The organism is Eubacterium sp. Marseille-QA0814 (genome assembly GCF_965119675.1).
Classification (GTDB): Bacteria; Bacillota; Clostridia; order Lachnospirales; family Lachnospiraceae; genus Eubacterium_G.
Map to the genome: position 1 here is coordinate 2,287,680 of NZ_CBCPMG010000001.1, position 18,200 is coordinate 2,305,879.

Annotated in this window: 11 protein-coding genes; 8 read left to right on the forward strand and 3 right to left on the reverse strand. The window is 33.6% G+C overall.

Translation table 11 applies throughout. The annotated features are described in order from the left end of the window. Nucleotides 1–4 precede the first annotated feature (4 nt). Nucleotides 5–1,324, forward strand: coding sequence for a sensor histidine kinase (locus ACQY63_RS10615; RefSeq protein WP_428245212.1), 1,320 nt, complete (start codon nt 5–7; stop codon nt 1,322–1,324). A gap of 299 nt (nt 1,325–1,623) precedes the next feature. Then, nucleotides 1,624–5,778, forward strand: coding sequence for a lectin-like protein (locus ACQY63_RS10620; protein ID WP_428245213.1), 4,155 nt, complete (start codon nt 1,624–1,626; stop codon nt 5,776–5,778). Between the two features lie 133 nt (nt 5,779–5,911). Here the strand turns inward: ACQY63_RS10620 and ACQY63_RS10625 are convergent, their stop codons facing one another. After that, nucleotides 5,912–7,021 (reverse strand): hypothetical protein, encoded by a 1,110-nt coding sequence (locus ACQY63_RS10625; RefSeq protein WP_022165319.1) that lies wholly within the window; start codon nt 7,019–7,021, stop codon nt 5,912–5,914. 1 nt (nt 7,022) lies between these two features. Continuing rightward, nucleotides 7,023–7,505 carry an RNA polymerase sigma factor gene (locus ACQY63_RS10630; RefSeq protein ID WP_022165320.1) on the reverse strand — a complete coding sequence of 161 codons (483 nt, stop codon included), beginning with the start codon at nt 7,503–7,505 and terminating at the stop codon, nt 7,023–7,025. A 330-nt stretch (nt 7,506–7,835) separates the two neighbouring features. Here ACQY63_RS10630 and ACQY63_RS10635 point away from each other — a divergent pair, with 330 nt between their 5' ends. From ACQY63_RS10635 to ACQY63_RS10655, 5 genes are all read left to right on the forward strand, one after another. Then, entirely contained in the window at nt 7,836–10,199 is a 2,364-nt protein-coding gene (locus ACQY63_RS10635; RefSeq protein ID WP_428245214.1) for an alpha-galactosidase, read from the forward strand. A 204-nt stretch (nt 10,200–10,403) separates the two neighbouring features. Continuing rightward, entirely contained in the window at nt 10,404–11,699 is a 1,296-nt protein-coding gene (locus ACQY63_RS10640) for an ABC transporter substrate-binding protein (RefSeq protein ID WP_428245215.1), read from the forward strand. Nucleotides 11,700–11,931: 232 nt separating this feature from the next. Continuing rightward, nucleotides 11,932–12,798 (forward strand): carbohydrate ABC transporter permease, encoded by an 867-nt coding sequence (locus tag ACQY63_RS10645; protein WP_412336437.1) that lies wholly within the window; start codon nt 11,932–11,934, stop codon nt 12,796–12,798. Next, nucleotides 12,791–13,633 (forward strand): carbohydrate ABC transporter permease, encoded by an 843-nt coding sequence (locus ACQY63_RS10650; protein ID WP_022165324.1) that lies wholly within the window; start codon nt 12,791–12,793, stop codon nt 13,631–13,633. Before ACQY63_RS10645 ends, ACQY63_RS10650 begins: the two co-directional genes overlap by 8 nt. Before the next feature lie 100 nt (nt 13,634–13,733). After that, a complete protein-coding gene (locus tag ACQY63_RS10655) occupies nt 13,734–16,355 on the forward strand; it encodes a glycoside hydrolase family 2 TIM barrel-domain containing protein (protein WP_428245217.1) in 2,622 nt (873 codons plus the stop codon). On the opposite strand, the gene ACQY63_RS10660 is transcribed toward ACQY63_RS10655, so the two are convergent. After that, nucleotides 16,320–17,678, reverse strand: a complete 1,359-nt coding sequence (locus tag ACQY63_RS10660) for an IS3 family transposase (protein WP_412622787.1) — start codon at nt 17,676–17,678, stop codon at nt 16,320–16,322. The genes ACQY63_RS10655 and ACQY63_RS10660 overlap by 36 nt on opposite strands. Nucleotides 17,679–17,731: 53 nt before the next feature. On the opposite strand from ACQY63_RS10660, the gene ACQY63_RS10665 reads away from it, so the two are divergent. After that, nucleotides 17,732–18,193 carry a beta-galactosidase small subunit gene (locus tag ACQY63_RS10665; RefSeq protein ID WP_428245218.1) on the forward strand — a complete coding sequence of 154 codons (462 nt, stop codon included), beginning with the start codon at nt 17,732–17,734 and terminating at the stop codon, nt 18,191–18,193. Nucleotides 18,194–18,200 lie beyond the last annotated feature (7 nt).

The window sequence follows — 18,200 nt, forward strand, 5'->3', positions numbered from 1 at the left end:
GCGTATGACATCATTTAGAATTTTTGAAATTATATTATATTCATGTCTTAATTTGCTACCTTATTTGGGACTTGCCTTATATCCTTTTGCAGACAAATTAAGATTTTCAAAAGTAAAAGTCGGTTTATTTATTTTTCTTTTATTATTTTTCCAAACATCACTTGGAATATATGCAACAACCTGTTCACAGGGACAAAAGGGAATGTTGTCCCTTATTAGTACCCTTTGTTATGGCATATTTTATTTTTTCGTTGTAAAAGAGACCCCGGGAAAGTTAATTTTTGTATTACTAATAGTTTCTAATTTTGCTAATTTTATTGTGATTTGTGCAAAGTGGATGGAAGCACAGATTTTTCCTAAAATGGTATTTGACAATAATAGCTGGTCTTTTTCTTTGTGTACTTTTGTGGCGCAGATTATATTTATTCCAATGCTATTTATATATTTTAGGAAGTACATAAAAGAAATTGCAACCATAGAAACAGGAAGAAAAGTTTGGAGAATTTTGTGGTTAATCCCGGCTACTTTTTATTTGTTTTGGTATCATGGGCTTTATTTTAATTCTCAGTCAACAATTGCATTGGCAATGAATCCCGCCAATGTGGTTTTTACATTGTTTGTAAATATAGGGGCAATGCTTGTATACAGTGTAATTGTAAATGCCATAATAGAGTTTCGTAACAATCTGGAATTGCGTGATGAAAACAGACAGTTGGAAGTTCAGAATTTGTGTTATGAAAATCTTAAAACACAAATGGAGTCTACCAGACGGGCAAGGCACGATATGCGTCATCACATGAATGTGATTCGCACCATGGCTGAAAATAATCAGTGTCAGGAGATAACGCAATATCTTGAAAAATATTTGGAAGCAACATCCTGGAACGAAAAATTTGTATATTGTGGCCATTTTTCTTTAAATGCACTGTTAGTATATTATGTGCAAAAAGCGAAGAATTATGGAATTGATGTTAATATAGATGTGATAATTCCAAAGGAATTGAGTATAAGTGACGCAGATCTTACAGTGTTATTTGGCAATCTGTTGGAAAATGCAATTGACGGTTGCAAAACCATAACAATAGAGAACAAGTTCATTAATTTAAAAATCAAAAGACCAAATGAAGGAGCGTTGGTTTTCTCAATAAAAAATACTTTTAACGGCAATGTAAAATTAGAAAACGGCAAATTCCTTAGCACAAAAGAACAGGGTAGTGGTATAGGAATAGAGTCTGTTAAGTACGTTGTAAACAAATACAACGGAGCTATAGAATTTAAGTCAGATGAAGAGACATTTAGCGTATCAGGAGTACTGTTTATTTAAAATATTATAACCACTTGATGCCAGGAGCAGACCGTTTGAAGCCAAAATATAGAACGAAAAGAATATTTATATGATAATGATTACATAAATGTTGTGATGCAACTTATGTAATCATTTTTTTGGGGACACACCCAAGCATGAGCATAAAAGTGTGGCGTAAGCCACACGATATGCGAATGTCTGGGCGGATTGTGGGAGTGCAAAGCACGAAGCAATCCGTGTTACAAGAAGTGTAGACTTTAGGAATGCCCCATTTGTGCTTACACAAGAATGGGAGAATTATCAAAAAGGAGGACGATATGAGAAAAATATGGAAACAGCTAATAAGTATTTCAATGTCTTTAATAATGGCATTAGGAAGCAATGTGGTAATGACTCAGACGGCTTATGCTGATGAGGAAACAGGAACTGAAACAAAACAGGAAATTGTTTATGGGGATGAGGTGGCGTATGATCCAAACACAGGTCATAGTTATGAATTTGTTAATAGTAGTGTGAATTATAGCACTGCAAAGAAAGAGGCAAAAAATAAGGGTGGTTATTTAATTTGTATATCATCCAAAGAGGAAAATAATATCGTTGTACACTATCTGGAAAAATCAAAGCAAGGGGATACCAGAATGTGGATTGGTTTAGAGAGAAATCAAAATGATATATCAAAATTTAAATGGATTGATGGTAGTGAACTTACTTATACTAATTGGGAAAAAGGTGAACCAAGCACATTAAGTGAAACAAGGGTAGAAGTATATTTTGAAGGAACATGGAATGACTGCTATGGGAATTTAGATCGTCCATATATAATTGAATATGATAAGTGTTCTCATCCGGAAGAAAAAGAAATTGTGGAAAATAGAACAATAACAGATTGTTCAATAGGTGGTTTTACAGGAAAAGTTACATGTGGTGTTTGTGGTGAAATTTTAGATGAAGGAATCATGGTAGAACCGGGAAATCACGCAGAGGCTGTTATAGATAAGAAAACATTTATTGAGGCAACCTGCAAGAGCAAAGGCTTTAGTGGTAATAAAATCTGTCCTTTATGTAAAAAAGTTTTAGAAGAAGGAAAAGAAACAGATATAGTAGATCACAAAAAAGAGGACGAACCTGAAAATTATACTGAAAATACATGTTATGTAGATGGATATACAGGAGACTACAACTGCAAATGGTGTGGTGAAAAGGTACAGGAAGGCAGTGTTATAGCAAAAAAATCTCATGAATATAAGGATGATGTATGTGTAAATTGTGGACGTGTTAATAATGCAGTTTATGGAAAAGAATATAGCATGAAAACAACAGCACAAAATCCTTTCCAGGTATTTCAATTTAAAGTTGATGAAGATGGATACTATGCAATAACCTGTAGTAATAAAACAGATTGGGACAGCTATGGATATCTTTTTGAAGAAGAAAGTTTTAATGATGAAATTATTCGTAATGGAATAAAAGAACTTGAAAATAACAATCATGCAAGATTGGAAGGGTGCATAAAGGAAAATGATGATGGTGGTCAGGAAAGTGCACCTAAGATTATAGGAAATCTTAAAAAAAATCATACATATTATTTTGTGGTAGGACCGTTTAGTGATGAATATGGAGAATATACAATATCTTGGGAATGTGCACATTCAAGAAAGAAATTTGTGAACAGAACTATTAAATCATGTGAAGAAGGTGGATATACAGGAGATTTACAGTGTAAAGATTGTGGAAAAACTATTAGTGAAGGACAACAGATTGAACCCCAATCAGACCATAGTTATTCAAAGCGTTATACAATTGGTAAAACTTGTACAAATTATGAAAAAATAGTGTCTGAATGTGAATATTGTGGTTATGTACATAAGGAAATTAATGAAAAAAAAGGTTTAGGCGAACATGTATTTGTGAAGGTAAATCATAAGGAGCCAACATGTACTGAAGAAGGTTATTCTTATGACTTGAAGTGTAGTGAATGTGGCGAAATTAATAATGATGGGAATCAGGAAGCCGGACAAACAATTCCCAGCATTCATAGTAATCTGTCAGGAAGCAATATTATAAAGTATTATAACGAATCAAACGCAACATGTTTTAAAGGAGGTTACACAGGCGATACAATATGCCTGATATGTAATGAGGTTCTTGAGAAAGGTAGTGAATCACCACAGCTAGAACACAATTATGTGGATGATAAATGTACAAACTGTGGTTTAACAAAGAATCAAATTCAGGAGCTTAAGGATAATTGCTTTGAGATTAATTCTTTTGAAGATTTATTAATGTATTTACAGATGGGAAGTTTAGGAATAAATGGAAAATTAAATGCTGATATTAAGTTCCCAGATAATTACAAAGATGATGATAATATTTTACAGGGTGCATCTTTATTAAATTCAAAGCTAGATGGAAATAACCACACAATATCAAACGTAAACATAGAAGGAATACCATGCCGTTTATATGATAGTATTGGTAATAGTACATTAAAAAATTTAAAAATTGAAGTTCAGGGTGAATGTGAACAGAGTATTTATTACCTTACAGAATATGCGTATTATTCTACAATAGAGAATTGTACATTTGAGGGAAATGTGAAAGCTTCCAGAAGTGATGTGGCAGCGATACAAACAATCGATACATGTACCATTTCAAAATGTATTAATAATGTTGATTGTGTAAATTTCGGTGATGCATATGTGGCAGGTTTAGCTATTAAGGCAAACAATAGTAATATTACAGACTGTGAAAATAATGGTGATTTTTCAGCGAATGATTCTAATATTGCAGGTTTAGTACACACAGCGTCAAATTGCCATATAGAGAATTGTATTAATACAGGTAATATAACAGATGCATATGAGGCTGCAGGAATTGTAGCATCAATAAATAATAGTGAAATTAAAAACTGCACAAATAAGGGGGATATTACTAATGCAGAGGGGGTAGCAGGTATTTGTGTATCTGCAAATAACACTAAAGTAGAAAAGTGTAGTAACTATGGTAATATTATTGATAATGAGTATGTAGCATCAGGAATAGTAGGTAGTATTCTTCAGGCACAGATTATAAATTGCACAAACTATGGAAAAATAAAAGCAAATAACTGTGCAGCTGGAATTTGTTATAGTAATAGCAGAGATGACGAGGGATATTATGATCAGAAAGAAATCATTCAAGGATGTACTAACAATGGCGAAATTACTTCTACAGATTTAGCAGCTGGAATTGTAAGTATTATATATAATTGTAATATTGATAATTGCACTAATAGCGGAGATGTACAAGCTGGAAGTCTTGGGGGAGGAATTCTAGCAGTTACAGCCAACTCATCAATAAGTAATTGTATTAACAATGGAAGTGTTGATGGATATGAATATGTGGGTGGAATTTGTGGTTCCAGTGACGATGGTGTAACATTTGAAAAAGTATACAATTCAGGAAAAGTTACTGAAGAAGCTTTTAAGTCAAAAGGAATAACAAATGGAACAGGTAATGAAGTTATCAAGGATTCAGAAGAAAATCATGAACACAAATATTCAGAAGTAGTAGAAATGACACCTGCAACATTAACAGAAAACGGTGTAATCAAAGAAAAATGTTCTTGTGGTTATATTAACAAGAGAACAATTAGCCATCCAAATGAACTTATTATTTCAAATGACAAATTTGAAGCATCAGGCGAAAAGATTGCACCTACAGTTACAGTAGTTGATGTTGAAAATAATCCTATTGACCAGAAATACTACACAGTAACATATCGCGACAAAGCCACAGGTAAAACAGTGGATGAAGTAAAAGCGGTTGGTACATACGAAGTTGTAATTACTTTCAGCGATTTATATGAAGGTGAAATGACAAAAGAATTTACAGTAGTTGAAAAGACAACTGAACCTGCAACTTCAGATGTGACAACAGGAAACAATGAAACATCAACACCTGACTCAACAACAGGTGACCAGGAAGTATCAACACCTGACTCAACAACCGGTGACCAGGAAGTATCAACACCTGACTCAACAACCGATGACCAGGAAGTATCAACACCTGACTCAACAACAGGTGACCAGGAAACATCAACAAGCGAAACAACAGCAGGAGATGTTGAAACAACAACACCAAAGACAACTACAGGTGACAAAGTAACTACAACCGGCAACAAACCGACAACAAAAGTTAAAAAACCGGGCAAGGTTAAAAAAGTATCTGTAAAGAAACTTAGCCGTAAAAAGATTAGCGTTAAGTGGAAGAAAATAAAAGGTGTTAAAGGCTATCAGGTTAGATATGCTACAAACAAAAAAATGAAGAAAGCAAAAATTAAAACAATTGCCAAAAACAAAACTTCATTTACACTAAAAAAATTAAAAGGCAAAAAATACTTCATTCAGGTAAGAGCTTACAAGATTGGGAAATCAAATAAGAAAGTTAAAGGAAAGTGGAGTAGTGTTAAAAAAGTTAAAATGAAGAAGTAATATCATTTTAGAACATGGTTAGATAGTAACTTCAAACAATTAACCATAAATTGAAAAAAACAGCTACGGCATATGGTATGCAGAAATTATAAAATTTCTTATGCATATCACAACCTAGCTGTTTTTTTCAATATTATTTTAGATTAATAATATTTCCCCCAGGTAATTCAATAGACTCAATATTTTCAAATCCCCCAATATAACCTGTGTATCCTATAAATGTAGAATCTTTAGGATTATATGAATCTGATGTATAGGAAATCAGATTAGAATATTTCTTCCCATTTTTTAGATGCAAATAAATAGGAATATCTTTACAATTTGTAGAAAGACTACCCATAAGAAGATCATCACAAGCTTTTGATAAAGCTTTAATACTTTTTGTTCTGCTATCATAGCTGTAATTAATAACGTATGAAAGTGGTGTAATGGTTATGTCTTTGATAGTAAAACTAGCATTTTTATAATTTTTGCCAAGATTAATTTCTTTATTGACAGTTTTCTTAATCCCTGCTGTTCCGTATTTTAGATTCCATTTAAGTACCCATTTACCTCTAATTAAAGGAGTGTCTTCTGCAATAGTGTTGCTACTAACATCAAATCCCTGGAATTCGATTATCATCTGTTTAATATCATAATGATGTTCGTTGCTTACTGTTATACCGTAGGTACCCTCGTCTTCATTTACAATGTGCCAGTCACTACCACCTGTGGCAAAGGATAGCCCATGTTTTTTGCCATTGTTGTCTATTGCATAAATTTCATAAAGTGGATCTATGTTTGGAATGCCCTTGTTATATTTAGCATATTTAGCAGGGCATTTTAACTGGTCTTTGTATTTCCCATAATCAACTTTGAAATATACATATATCTGATTTAGGTCTGCAACAGTTTCAAGCAATTTAATGGAAATACCTTTGTTTTTATCTGCAACAGTATTAGCTTTTCCTGTTGAATAAAGTGTGTCGAAACCATTTTCAATAAGATATTTTTCAGCAGCTGATTTTGTTTCGGTTTGAACAACGCTGTCTTTTACATGGGAATCCATGTGAAGTGCGTAGCTAATGGCGGAAACTGTACCTGTTGATAATGCAATGCAGGCAAGTGCCACAGCAGCAGCTTTTGAAAAACTCCAGTTTTTCTTTGTTTTGTGATTTCCTTCTACAGAATTAAGAATTTGTTCGTCCATGTAGGTAGAAGTTTTTAAGTTGTTATAAACTTTTTTGTAATCTTTAATGTTCATACTAATCCTCCTCTAAATCCATTCGCAACAGCTCACGTCCCTTTTTTAACCTCATCTTAATTGCAGATTCCTTTACATTAAGTATTTCTGAAATTTCCCTGCAGGTATATCCTTCATAATAGTGTAGGTACATTGGACCCTTGCATTTTTCCGGTAGGTTCAGAACCATTTCCAGCAACTCATTCCCCTTGTTATGGTTTGAATGTGAAACGTTGCCGGTTTCAAAAATCTCATTATCAAATAAATCTCTTTTCTTATTCCAAAAAGATTTAAGATGATTCTTCGATAGGTTAATGGAAATCCTAATAAGCCATCGCTTTTCGTGTTCGTCTGTTTCGAAAGTTTTCTTATTACAGTACAATTTGGTAAATACTTCCTGTAGAATGTCCTGAGCATCACTTTGATTTTTAACGTATGTAAAGACAATTCTAAAAAGGGTATCTTTGTATCTGTAATATTTCTCTTCAAATTCTTGAGTACTCATTAATTTTTATCTCCCTTCACCTTATATACAATTGTAATACGAAAATGGTCAATTGGGCTAAAAGGATTTTATATAAAAGTTAAAATAATCCAAATTCACCTTAAGATATTAAATTAACAAAATAAAAGTCAAATGATACAATTTCCTTAACAAATAAAATCGGGTTAATTTGAGATTGAGGTATTTTGATACCAAACTAAATTTATGTAAAAGTAGTAAGGAGATAAGTATGTATATTACAGATGAGAAAAGATATGAAAGAATGAAATAATCTTAGGACACTATGTAATAAACGAACACATATAACTTAGGAAAGTGCAGGGAAAAGATATGATTAAAAAATTAGAAAACGGATTTATTTTAAATACTAAAAACACTACATATGCCTTTAGAGTTTTGAAAACAGGGCATCTTGAACATTTATACTATGGAAAGAAAATCGCAATTGAAAACATGGAACCTTTAATTGAACAGCATAACTTTATGCCTGGTAATACGGTTGCATATAATCAGGAAACAATGGAGTATTCTTTGGAAAACATAAGACTTGAAATGTCTTCTTATGGAAAAGGTGATGTAAGGGAACCTTTTGTGGAAGTTGTTAAGTCAGACGGTAGCTTCACCAATGATTTCACTTATGCCGATTCAGAAATATCATGGGGAAAGCAGCCATTTGAAACATTGCCCGGTTCTTATGACGAAGATGGTAATGTGGACCATTTGACAGTTACTTTAAAGGATAATGACTTGGTAATGGAATTACATTATTATGTTTATGAAAACTGCGATGTTATTACAAGAAGCACAGTTTTAATAAATAAAGGTAAGGAAAAAGTAAATATAAAAAGATTAATGAGCATGCAGCTTGATATGTTTGGCATGAATTATGTAATGACAACATTTAACGGCTCATGGGCAAATGAAATGAACAGACATGATACAAAAGTAGCTGCTGGCAGATTTGCTAATTATTCATATGCCGGAACTTCATCTAACAGAGCAAATCCATTTGTTATGATTTCAAGGGAAGAGACTACAGAAGATTTTGGCGAGTGTATTGGAACTAATTTAATTTATAGTGGAAACCATTATGAAGCAATGGATGTATGTTCTTTTAATAAAACAAGATTCGTTTCAGGAATTAATCCACAATCAATGAGTTATGGACTTTTACCGGGAGAGAAATTCGAAGCACCTGAAAGTGTTTTAACATATTCTAAAAAAGGTTATAACGGCATGAGTCAGAATATGCATAAATTTGTAAGAGAGCATATTGTAAGAGGCAAGTGGAAATACAAAGAACGCCCTGTTTTATTAAATAGTTGGGAGGCAAACTATTTTGACATTACAGAGGAGAAACTTATTAATCTTGCAAAAGCAGGAAAAGATATTGGCATAGAATTGTTTGTAATGGATGACGGTTGGTTCGGAAAACGTAATGATGATACAAGTTCTCTTGGAGACTGGTATGTAAATAAGGACAAGCTTTCTAATGGACTTGCTCATTTAGTTGATGAAATTAATAAAATAGGTTTAGACTTTGGTATTTGGATTGAACCTGAAATGATTAATAAAAACAGTGAACTTTACAAAAAACATCCTAACTGGGTATTGGAAAATCCTAATGCACAACATTCAGAAGGCAGAAATCAATGTATGCTTGATTTAACAAATAATGAAGTTGTGGACTATATGGTTAAGGAAATTAGCAATATTTTAAGTAGTGCAAATATTTCTTATGTTAAGTGGGACATGAACAGAATATTCTCGGATTATTATTCAGCAGGTTTGCCTTATGAAAGTCAGGGTGAAGTGCCACACAGATACGTTTTAGGTTTTTACAAAATGACAAAAGCGCTTACAGAGAAGTTCCCTGAAATTTTATTTGAAGGCTGTTGCGGTGGCGGAAACAGATTCGACCTTGGAATGTTATGCTATTTTCCACAGATTTGGGCAAGCGATGACACTGACGCAGTGTGCCGTGTAAATATTCAAAACGGATACAGCTATGGTTATCCAATGAGTACAGTAGGAGCACATGTTTCAGCATGTCCAAATCACCAGACTTTAAGAACAACTCCAATTGATACAAGATATAATGTTGCCTGTTTTGGAGTATTAGGTTATGAATGTGACTTGACAAAAATGTCAAAGGAAGACCTATTCTTAATTAAGAAGCAAATAGAAGAATATAAGAAGTGGAGAAAAGTCTTACAGTTTGGAGAATTCTACAGAGGAAAGAGTCCTTACGAGAACTCACAGGACAGTGACTTTAACAATGTATATCAGTGGACTTGTGTAAGTGCAGATAAGAAAAAGGCTGTTGGTATGTTGTTTAGAAAAATTATTAAACCAAATGATCAGTTCTTAAATTTCAGACCAAAAGCTTTGGCTGAAAATAAGGAATATCATTTCTATAACCGCCCGGTGTACCATAACAAAAAAGATATGGGACATTTTGTCTACGAAAATAATGAAATTAAAAGTAATGAGAATTTATCAAAAGATGAAGTTTCATTTGTAGCAGAAAATTTTGTAAAAGGTGAAACTGAAGATTACATTGCATACGGAAGTCTTTTAAATGAAGCAGGTGTTAATCTGAAAGAAGGATTTGCAGGTATAGGAGTAAACGGAGATACAAGGATTATGAAAGATTTTGACTCCAGACTTTATTATATGGAAGAAGTGGAATAGGGTTTTTGAACCGTTTCAAATAAAAATAGTACAAATTAACTGAAAATAGTCCAAAAAAATTAAAAAATGCACAAAGAAAATGTTAAAAGATTTTAAAAATTGTATAAATTACACTGAACTATGTCCTAACTGTGAAAATGTTACTATGGTACTATTGAATTACAAAGAAACCCGAATAAAAAAATTGTAAGGAGGAAATTTTTTATGAAACTAAAAAAAGTTGTAGCATTTGCAATGGCAGCAGTTATGACATTGGGAATGGTAGGATGTGGTAGTAGCTCAGGAAGTAAGAGCAGCTCATCAAAGGATAGCAAAACTATTACAGTTTGGGCTTGGGATGAGAATTTTAACATTAAGGCAGCAAAGGAAGCAGCAGAAATTTACAAAGGAATTGATAAGGATGTAAAAATTAAAGTTGTTACAATGGCACAGGATGACATTGTTGCAAAGTTAAATACAAGTCTTTCATCAAAATCTTATGACGGTCTTCCAGATGTAGTTCTTATTGAAGATTACAGAATTCAGGGATACTTACAGTCATATCAGGATGAGTTTTATGATTTATCATCAGTTGTTAATAATGACAATTTTGCAAATTATAAAACAGGTGTAAACACACTTGATGGAAAAGTATATGGCGTTCCATTTGACAGTGGTGTTGCAGGATTATTCTATAGAACAGATATTTTAAAACAGGCAGGATATTCAGAAAAAGATTTACAGAACATCACTTGGGAAAAATACATTGAAATTGGTAAGGAAGTAAAAGAAAAGACAGGCAAGTACATGTGTACACTTGATCCTAGTGACATAGGTCAGATTCGTATGATGTTACAGAGTGCAGGTGCCTGGTATACAGACAAGGACGGAAAAGTAACAATTTCAAACAATCAGGCATTAAAAGATGCAATTAAGATTTACAAAGATTTAGTAGACGCAGGCATTACAAAGCAGACTTCAGACTGGAATCAGTTTGTAGGTGCATTTAACAATGGTGACGTAGCTTCAGTTATTACAGGTTGCTGGATTGCTCCTTCAATTAAGGCAGCAGAAGACCAGAGTGGAAAATGGGCTGTAGCAGCATTCCCTAAGATGGGTTCAAACTCATCATCAGTTAATGCTTCATCAATTGGTGGTGCAGGTTGGTATGTATTAAAGAATACAGGTAACAGCAAGTTAGCAGCTGATTTCTTAGCAAAAACATTTGGTAGCAACACAGATCTTATGAACTCACTTGCAAAAGATATTAGCTTAGTAAGTACATTAAATGCATCATCAGATTGTGCAGCATACAAAGAAGAAGATAAATACTTCGGTGGCCAGAAGATTTTCGGTGACCTTGGATCATGGACAGAAAAGGTTCCAACAGTAAATTATGGAGTTCATACTTATGCAATTGAAGATATGATGACAGAAGCTGTTTCAGCAATCGTTGGAGGAGCTGACATGGATTCAACATTAAAATCATATCAGAGCAAAGTAGAATCAGCAGTACAGTAAATTTTACGGTACTTAAGATAAACTAATTTAAAAATCTAAAAAACAAGACTCAGAAGTGACCCGATATTCACAAGAATGTTTCCCATTATGTGGACATCGGGTTTGCTTTTGAAACCAATACTTATTAAACAAACATGTGTGAAGAAGTAAACAGAAGGTAGTAGATAAAGGAGGCTGCGTTAAAATGGATAAACTAAAAAAACGAAATAAAGCAGTTACCCGTAACAGTGGGATGAGTCCCAAATTAAATAGAAAAGGATGGGCATTTGTTCTTCCGGCATTTATTTTAATACTTATATTTGTATTTTACCCAATGGTACAGTCATTCCTGTTATCATTAAAAACAGGAATGGGAAGTAACTTAACTTTTACGGGACTGGATAATTATAAAAGATTATTAACAGACGAAACATTTAAAAAAGCATTATTTAACACAGTTTTATACTTGATAATTCAGGTGCCAATAATGATTCTTTTAGCACTTGCAATTTCATCAATGTTAAATAATAAGAAGTTAAAATTCAGAGGATTTTTCAGAACAGCAATTTTCTTACCATGTGTAACATCACTGGTAGCATATTCCATTATTTTCAAAAGTTTATTTGCAACAGATGGAATTATTAACTCAATACTTATGAACATACATCTTGTAAGTGAACCAATTCAGTGGCTTACAAATCCTATAGCGGCAAAGGTTTTAATTATCATTGCCATTACATGGAGATGGACAGGATACAATATGGTATTCTATTTATCAGGTATGCAGGGAATTGACGATTCAATTTACGAATCAGCTCAGATTGATGGAGCTTCAGCATTTGCAAGATTCAGATATATTACATTACCAATGCTTAAGCCAATTATTTTATTTACAACAATTAACTCAACAATAGGTACATTACAGTTATTCGATGAAGTTGTAAACATCACAGACGGTGGCCCGGCTAATGCAACAATTACAATATCACAGTACATTTACAATACAATGTTTAAATATAACTCAAACTTCGGATATGCATCAGCTATATCTTATGTAATAGTTATCTTGGTAGTTGTATTGTCATTTATCCAAATGAAAGTAGGTGACAAGAATGACTAAGAAAAAAATAATGAGTATTTTACAGTACGTTATATTAATTATATTAAGTATCATTTCAATCTTCCCATTTTATTGGATGATTGTGGCAGCTACAAACAAGTCTGTAGATGTATCAAAAGGCACATTAATGATTGGAAGTCATATTGTAGAGAACTTTAAGTCATTAATTGCATCAGACTTAAATTATTTTGGAGCATTTAAGAACTCAATTATAATCGCAGTAGTTACAACAACACTTGCAATGATTATTTCATCTGCAGCAGGATATGCTTTTGAAGTATACAAGTCAAAAGCAAGAGACAGAGTATTTAGTGTTATTCTTGTTTCAATGATGATTCCTTTTGCAGCATTAATGATTCCATTATTCCAGTTATTTGGTAATTTTAATACAATTCCAATATTAAGCTGGATTGGAATTAATACACCGGGATCAGTAATTATTATTGCCATAGCAACGGCATTCTTAATTTTCTTCTTCCGTCAGAACACTCAGACATTTCCAAAAGATTTGGTTGAGGCTGCAAGATTAGACGGACTTGGAGAATTTGGAATTTTCACAAAGATTTTCATTCCAACAATGAAATCAACATACGCAGCAGCTATTATTGTTACATTTATGACAAGCTGGAACAACTACATGTGGCCATTAATTTCTTTACAGTCACCTGAAAAGAAAACATTACCACTTATTCTTTCAGCATTAGGTTCATCATACACACCTGATTATGGAATGATGATGGTAGCAGTTGTAATCGCAACAATCCCAACAGCATTAATCTTCTTCTTAATGCAGAAGAATTTTGTACAGGGAATGACAGGCTCAGTAAAAGGTTAAAAAAGAACATAAAAAACACAATAATATGGATTATGGTTAAAAGAAATTTTAGCTGTAATCCATATTAGTATAAATATAAAAATATGGAGCGGAGGTAAAAATGAAAAAATCAGTATTAAAACCGGAATTAAACTGGCTAAGCAATCCGGAAGTTTTTCGTGTAAACAGAATGGATGCACATTCTGACCACTTTGTATATGAAAGTGAAGAAGCCTACAAGAATAATAAAAGCAGTTTATTTCAGTCATTGAACGGTCAGTGGGACTTTGCTTACGCAAATAAGCCGGCAGAGCGAATGGCAGACTTTTATAAAATGGATTTTTCCACAGAAAAATTTGACAAAATAAATGTACCGGGACACATTCAGCTTCAGGGGTACGACAGATGTCAGTATATTAATACAATGTATCCTTGGGATGGCAGAGAGGAAATGCGTCCACCTCAGGTATCAGAAGAATATAATCCTGTTGGAAGTTATGTAAAATATTTTGACCTGGATAACAGCCTTTTGGATAAAAATATTATTCTTTCATTCCAGGGTGTTGAAGTGGCTTTTTATGTTTGGGTAAACGGAGAGTTTGTGGGATATTCTGAGGATACTTTTACACCATCAGAATTTGACATAACAGATTTTGTACAGGAAAAAAACAATAAACTTGCAGTGGAAGTATACAAAAGAAGTAGCGCAAGCTGGATTGAAGATCAGGATTTTTGGAGATTCTCAGGCATATTCAGAGATGTTTATTTACAGGGACTTCCAAAAAGTCACGTATACGACATTGATTTGAAATCTGATTATGATTACAAAAATCACACAGGCGATTTAAACACAAAAATTACTATAACAGGTGCTATAGGTAATAAATATAAAATAGATTTAAAAAATCCAAATGGAGAAGTAGAAACTTTATTTGAGGGTAACACAACGGACAAATTTGAATTATCCTCAAAAGTTGAAAACATTGCTCCTTGGAGCGGAGAAAAACCAAATTTATATGAAGTAATTGTTTATTTATACAATGAAAATAATGAAGTAGTAGAAGTTGCATTTACAAAATTCGGCTTTAGAAAGTTTGAAATAATCAACAAAGTTATGTGTCTAAACGGCAAGCGTATTATTTTCAAAGGTGTAAACAGACATGAGTTTAGCGCTACTGAAGGCAGAGCTATTACAAAGGAAGAAATGATTTACGACATTAATTTTATGAAACGAAATAACATTAATGCTGTAAGAACTTCACACTATCCAAACCAGAGTTTATGGTACAGACTTTGCGACGAATACGGGATTTATTTAATTGATGAAACTAACTTAGAAAGCCATGGCTCATGGCAGAAAATGGGTGTAATTGAGCCGTCATGGAATGTTCCGGGAAGTCACGATGAATGGAAAGAGTGCATTCTCGACAGAACACAGTCAATGTACGAAAGAGATAAAAATCATCCTGCAATACTTATGTGGTCTTTAGGAAATGAGTCTTATGCAGGAACTGTTTTAGAGGCAACATCTAAATATTTACATGCCAAAGATAATACAAGATTAGTACATTATGAAGGTGTAGTTTGGAATAGAGAGTTTGACCATATTACTGATATGGAAAGCAGAATGTACGCAAAACCTCAGGATGTAGTTGAATATTTGGAAAACAATCCAAAGAAACCATACATTAACTGCGAGTACACACATGCCATGGGAAATTCATGTGGTGGCATGCATTTGTACACAGATTTGGAAGACAAATATGATATGTACCAGGGAGGCTTCATTTGGGATTATATTGATCAGGCAATTGAAGTAGAAGAAAACGGTAAGAAGGTATTAAAGTACGGCGGAGATTTTGGTGAACGGGCAACAGATTACTGCTTCTGTACAGATGGAATAATTTACGCAAACAGAACTCCTTCACCAAAGGTTCAGGAAGTAAAATATTTATATCAGAATATCAAGATGAACATTTTTGAGAATGAAATAGAAATAGATAACCAGAATTTGTTTACAAATACTAACAAATATGTTTTTGTATTGGAAATAATCCAAAAGGAAACAAGCATTTGTAAGAAAGAATATTCTTTTGATGTGGAACCGGGAGAGAAAAAACGTTTTCAGCTAAACATACCTGAAACTATAGGTTTGACAAGAAATGAAGATTATATTTATAATATGTCTATACAGCTAAAAGGTGATGAAAAGTGGGCTGAAAAAGGCTTTGAAATTGCTAAGGAACAGTATGTTTTTGAGGGTGTCTGCAACACTGAAAAAACAGCCATTAACAATTTAGAAGTTATTAATGGAGATGTAAATATCGGTGTTAGAGGAAATGATTTCTTTGCCATGTTCTCAAAGCAGGAAGCAGGAATTATTTCACTTGTATATTCAGATAAGGAATACATTACAAGGGCACCTAAGCCAACATTTGTAAGAGCATATACAGACAATGACAAAGGTTGTGGCTTAGATTTCCAATATGCTATATGGGACAAAGCAGGAAAAACTGCAAAGTGTACAGGATTTGCAAAAGATGAGTTGGAAGAGGGCATAAAAATAACATATGACTATGTTCTTCCAATAGAAGGAAAGAGCTGTACAATTTCATATTTGGTATATGGAGATGGCTCAATAGACGTAGATTTCAAGTTAAAAGGTGAGGACGAATTTTCAATTCCTTTAGGGCATGCGGACATTTTTTTAGACCGCTATGCCTATACTCCTTCTATAATCTAGAGGACTAAGTCCTCCGAGTGTTGATTTAATTCTATCTTTGCAATACCAACGCATATAGCCATTTATCTCCTGGATAAATTCTTCAATGCTATATTCATCCCAGTTATGTCCATAGAACATTTCTGTTTTGAGATGACCAAAGAAGCCCTCACATGCAGAGTTATCAGGCGAACAACCTTTCTTGGACATGGATCGTGTAAGGTTTGCTTCTTCCATTATCTGTATCCATTCTGGCCAACGATAATGGCATCCTCTGTCAGAATGTACGATAGGTTTTTCGTTTGTTTTAAGAGTAGCAATAGCATTCCTTAACATAGTGTTGGCAAGTTCTGCGTTTGGAGAAGTGCCTATAGTCCAACTCACCGGCATACCATCGAGGCAGTCAATTATCGGAGAAAGATATACTTTCCCTGCTTTGATAGAAAACTCTGTGATATCAGTAAGCCATTTCTGATTCGGTTTTGTAGCATGGAAATCTCTATCTATAACATTCTCCACCGCAGGTGTTATTTCACCTTTATAGGAGTTATATTTCTGTCTGCGTTTTCGTCTGATAATTAGTTTTTCCTGCTTCATAATACGGCGAACCACTTTTTCAGAAACTTTTATACCTTCACGATGAAGCAGCATATGAATTCTTCGATAACCAAATATATCTCGATTTTCATGAAACAGTTGTATGATTCTTTTGCGAAGATCAGAGTATTTATCTTCTGCATAAATGGTTTTTTCTTGATAATAATAGCTGCTTTTTGCAAGTTTAAGTTTTTTAAGAAGATTCAGCAGTGAATACTTATTTTTCAAGGCATCGATTATCACTGCCTTCTCCCGATTTGTGAGAGCTGTCTGATCGATGCCGGGGTCTTTTTTTAATACATTGATTGTTTCTTTAAGAATATCTATTTCCATCTGCATATCGAGCATCTGAGCTTTGAGCTCATTGATATCTTCTGCAGATGTGATATCGTTTGGACTTACATTAATGTTGGCAGTAGTTTTTTTCATGGGTTGAAAACATCCCTTCTCCCGATACTCCCTAATCCATTTATATACCAAGGAAGGTGTGTATCCGATTTCTTCTGCCACTAATTTTACAGGCTCGCCTTTAATAAGGCAACGTTTAATTACATTATGTTTCAATTCAGTTGGAGCTTGTCTCCAATGTTTTTGATTTGGAACATCGTAATATTCAGGATATTTTTTACGCCAATGATAAAGCATCGGTGAAGATGGATAACCTAAGATCTGGATTACTTTATCAGGTGATCCTGTGGCTTTTAACAATACAAGTGCTGTCGATATTTGTTCTTGTGTGTACCTCATAACATATCAGGCATTACACAGTCCAACTTTTCGTCCGCATGCCCTTATATGGTATGGAATTTAAATTACCAAAAGAATTCGTTAATGTAAAATATTTTGGAAATGGACCTGAAGAAAATTATCAGGACAGAAACAAAGGTGCAAAGCTTGGAGTTTATGAAACTACAGCAGCAGACAATATGTCTTCCTATTTAATACCTCAGGAATGTGGTAACAGAACAGGCATAAGATATATGGAAATTACAGATAAAACACAAGAAGGAATCAGATTCTCTTATGTGGATAAACCAATTGAGGGAAGTGTATTACCATACAGTGCGGCAGAACTTGAAAACGCAATGCATATAGAAGAACTTCCACAAAGCAGCTACACCTGGGTACGTGTTTTAGGACAGCAAATGGGAGTTGGTGGTGACGACAGTTGGGGCGCACCAGTTCAGGAAATATATACAATTCCTAAGTCAAAAGTTCACGAATTTAAATTCAACATATCACCTGCAAAGCAAAGAAGTTAGAAAAGGT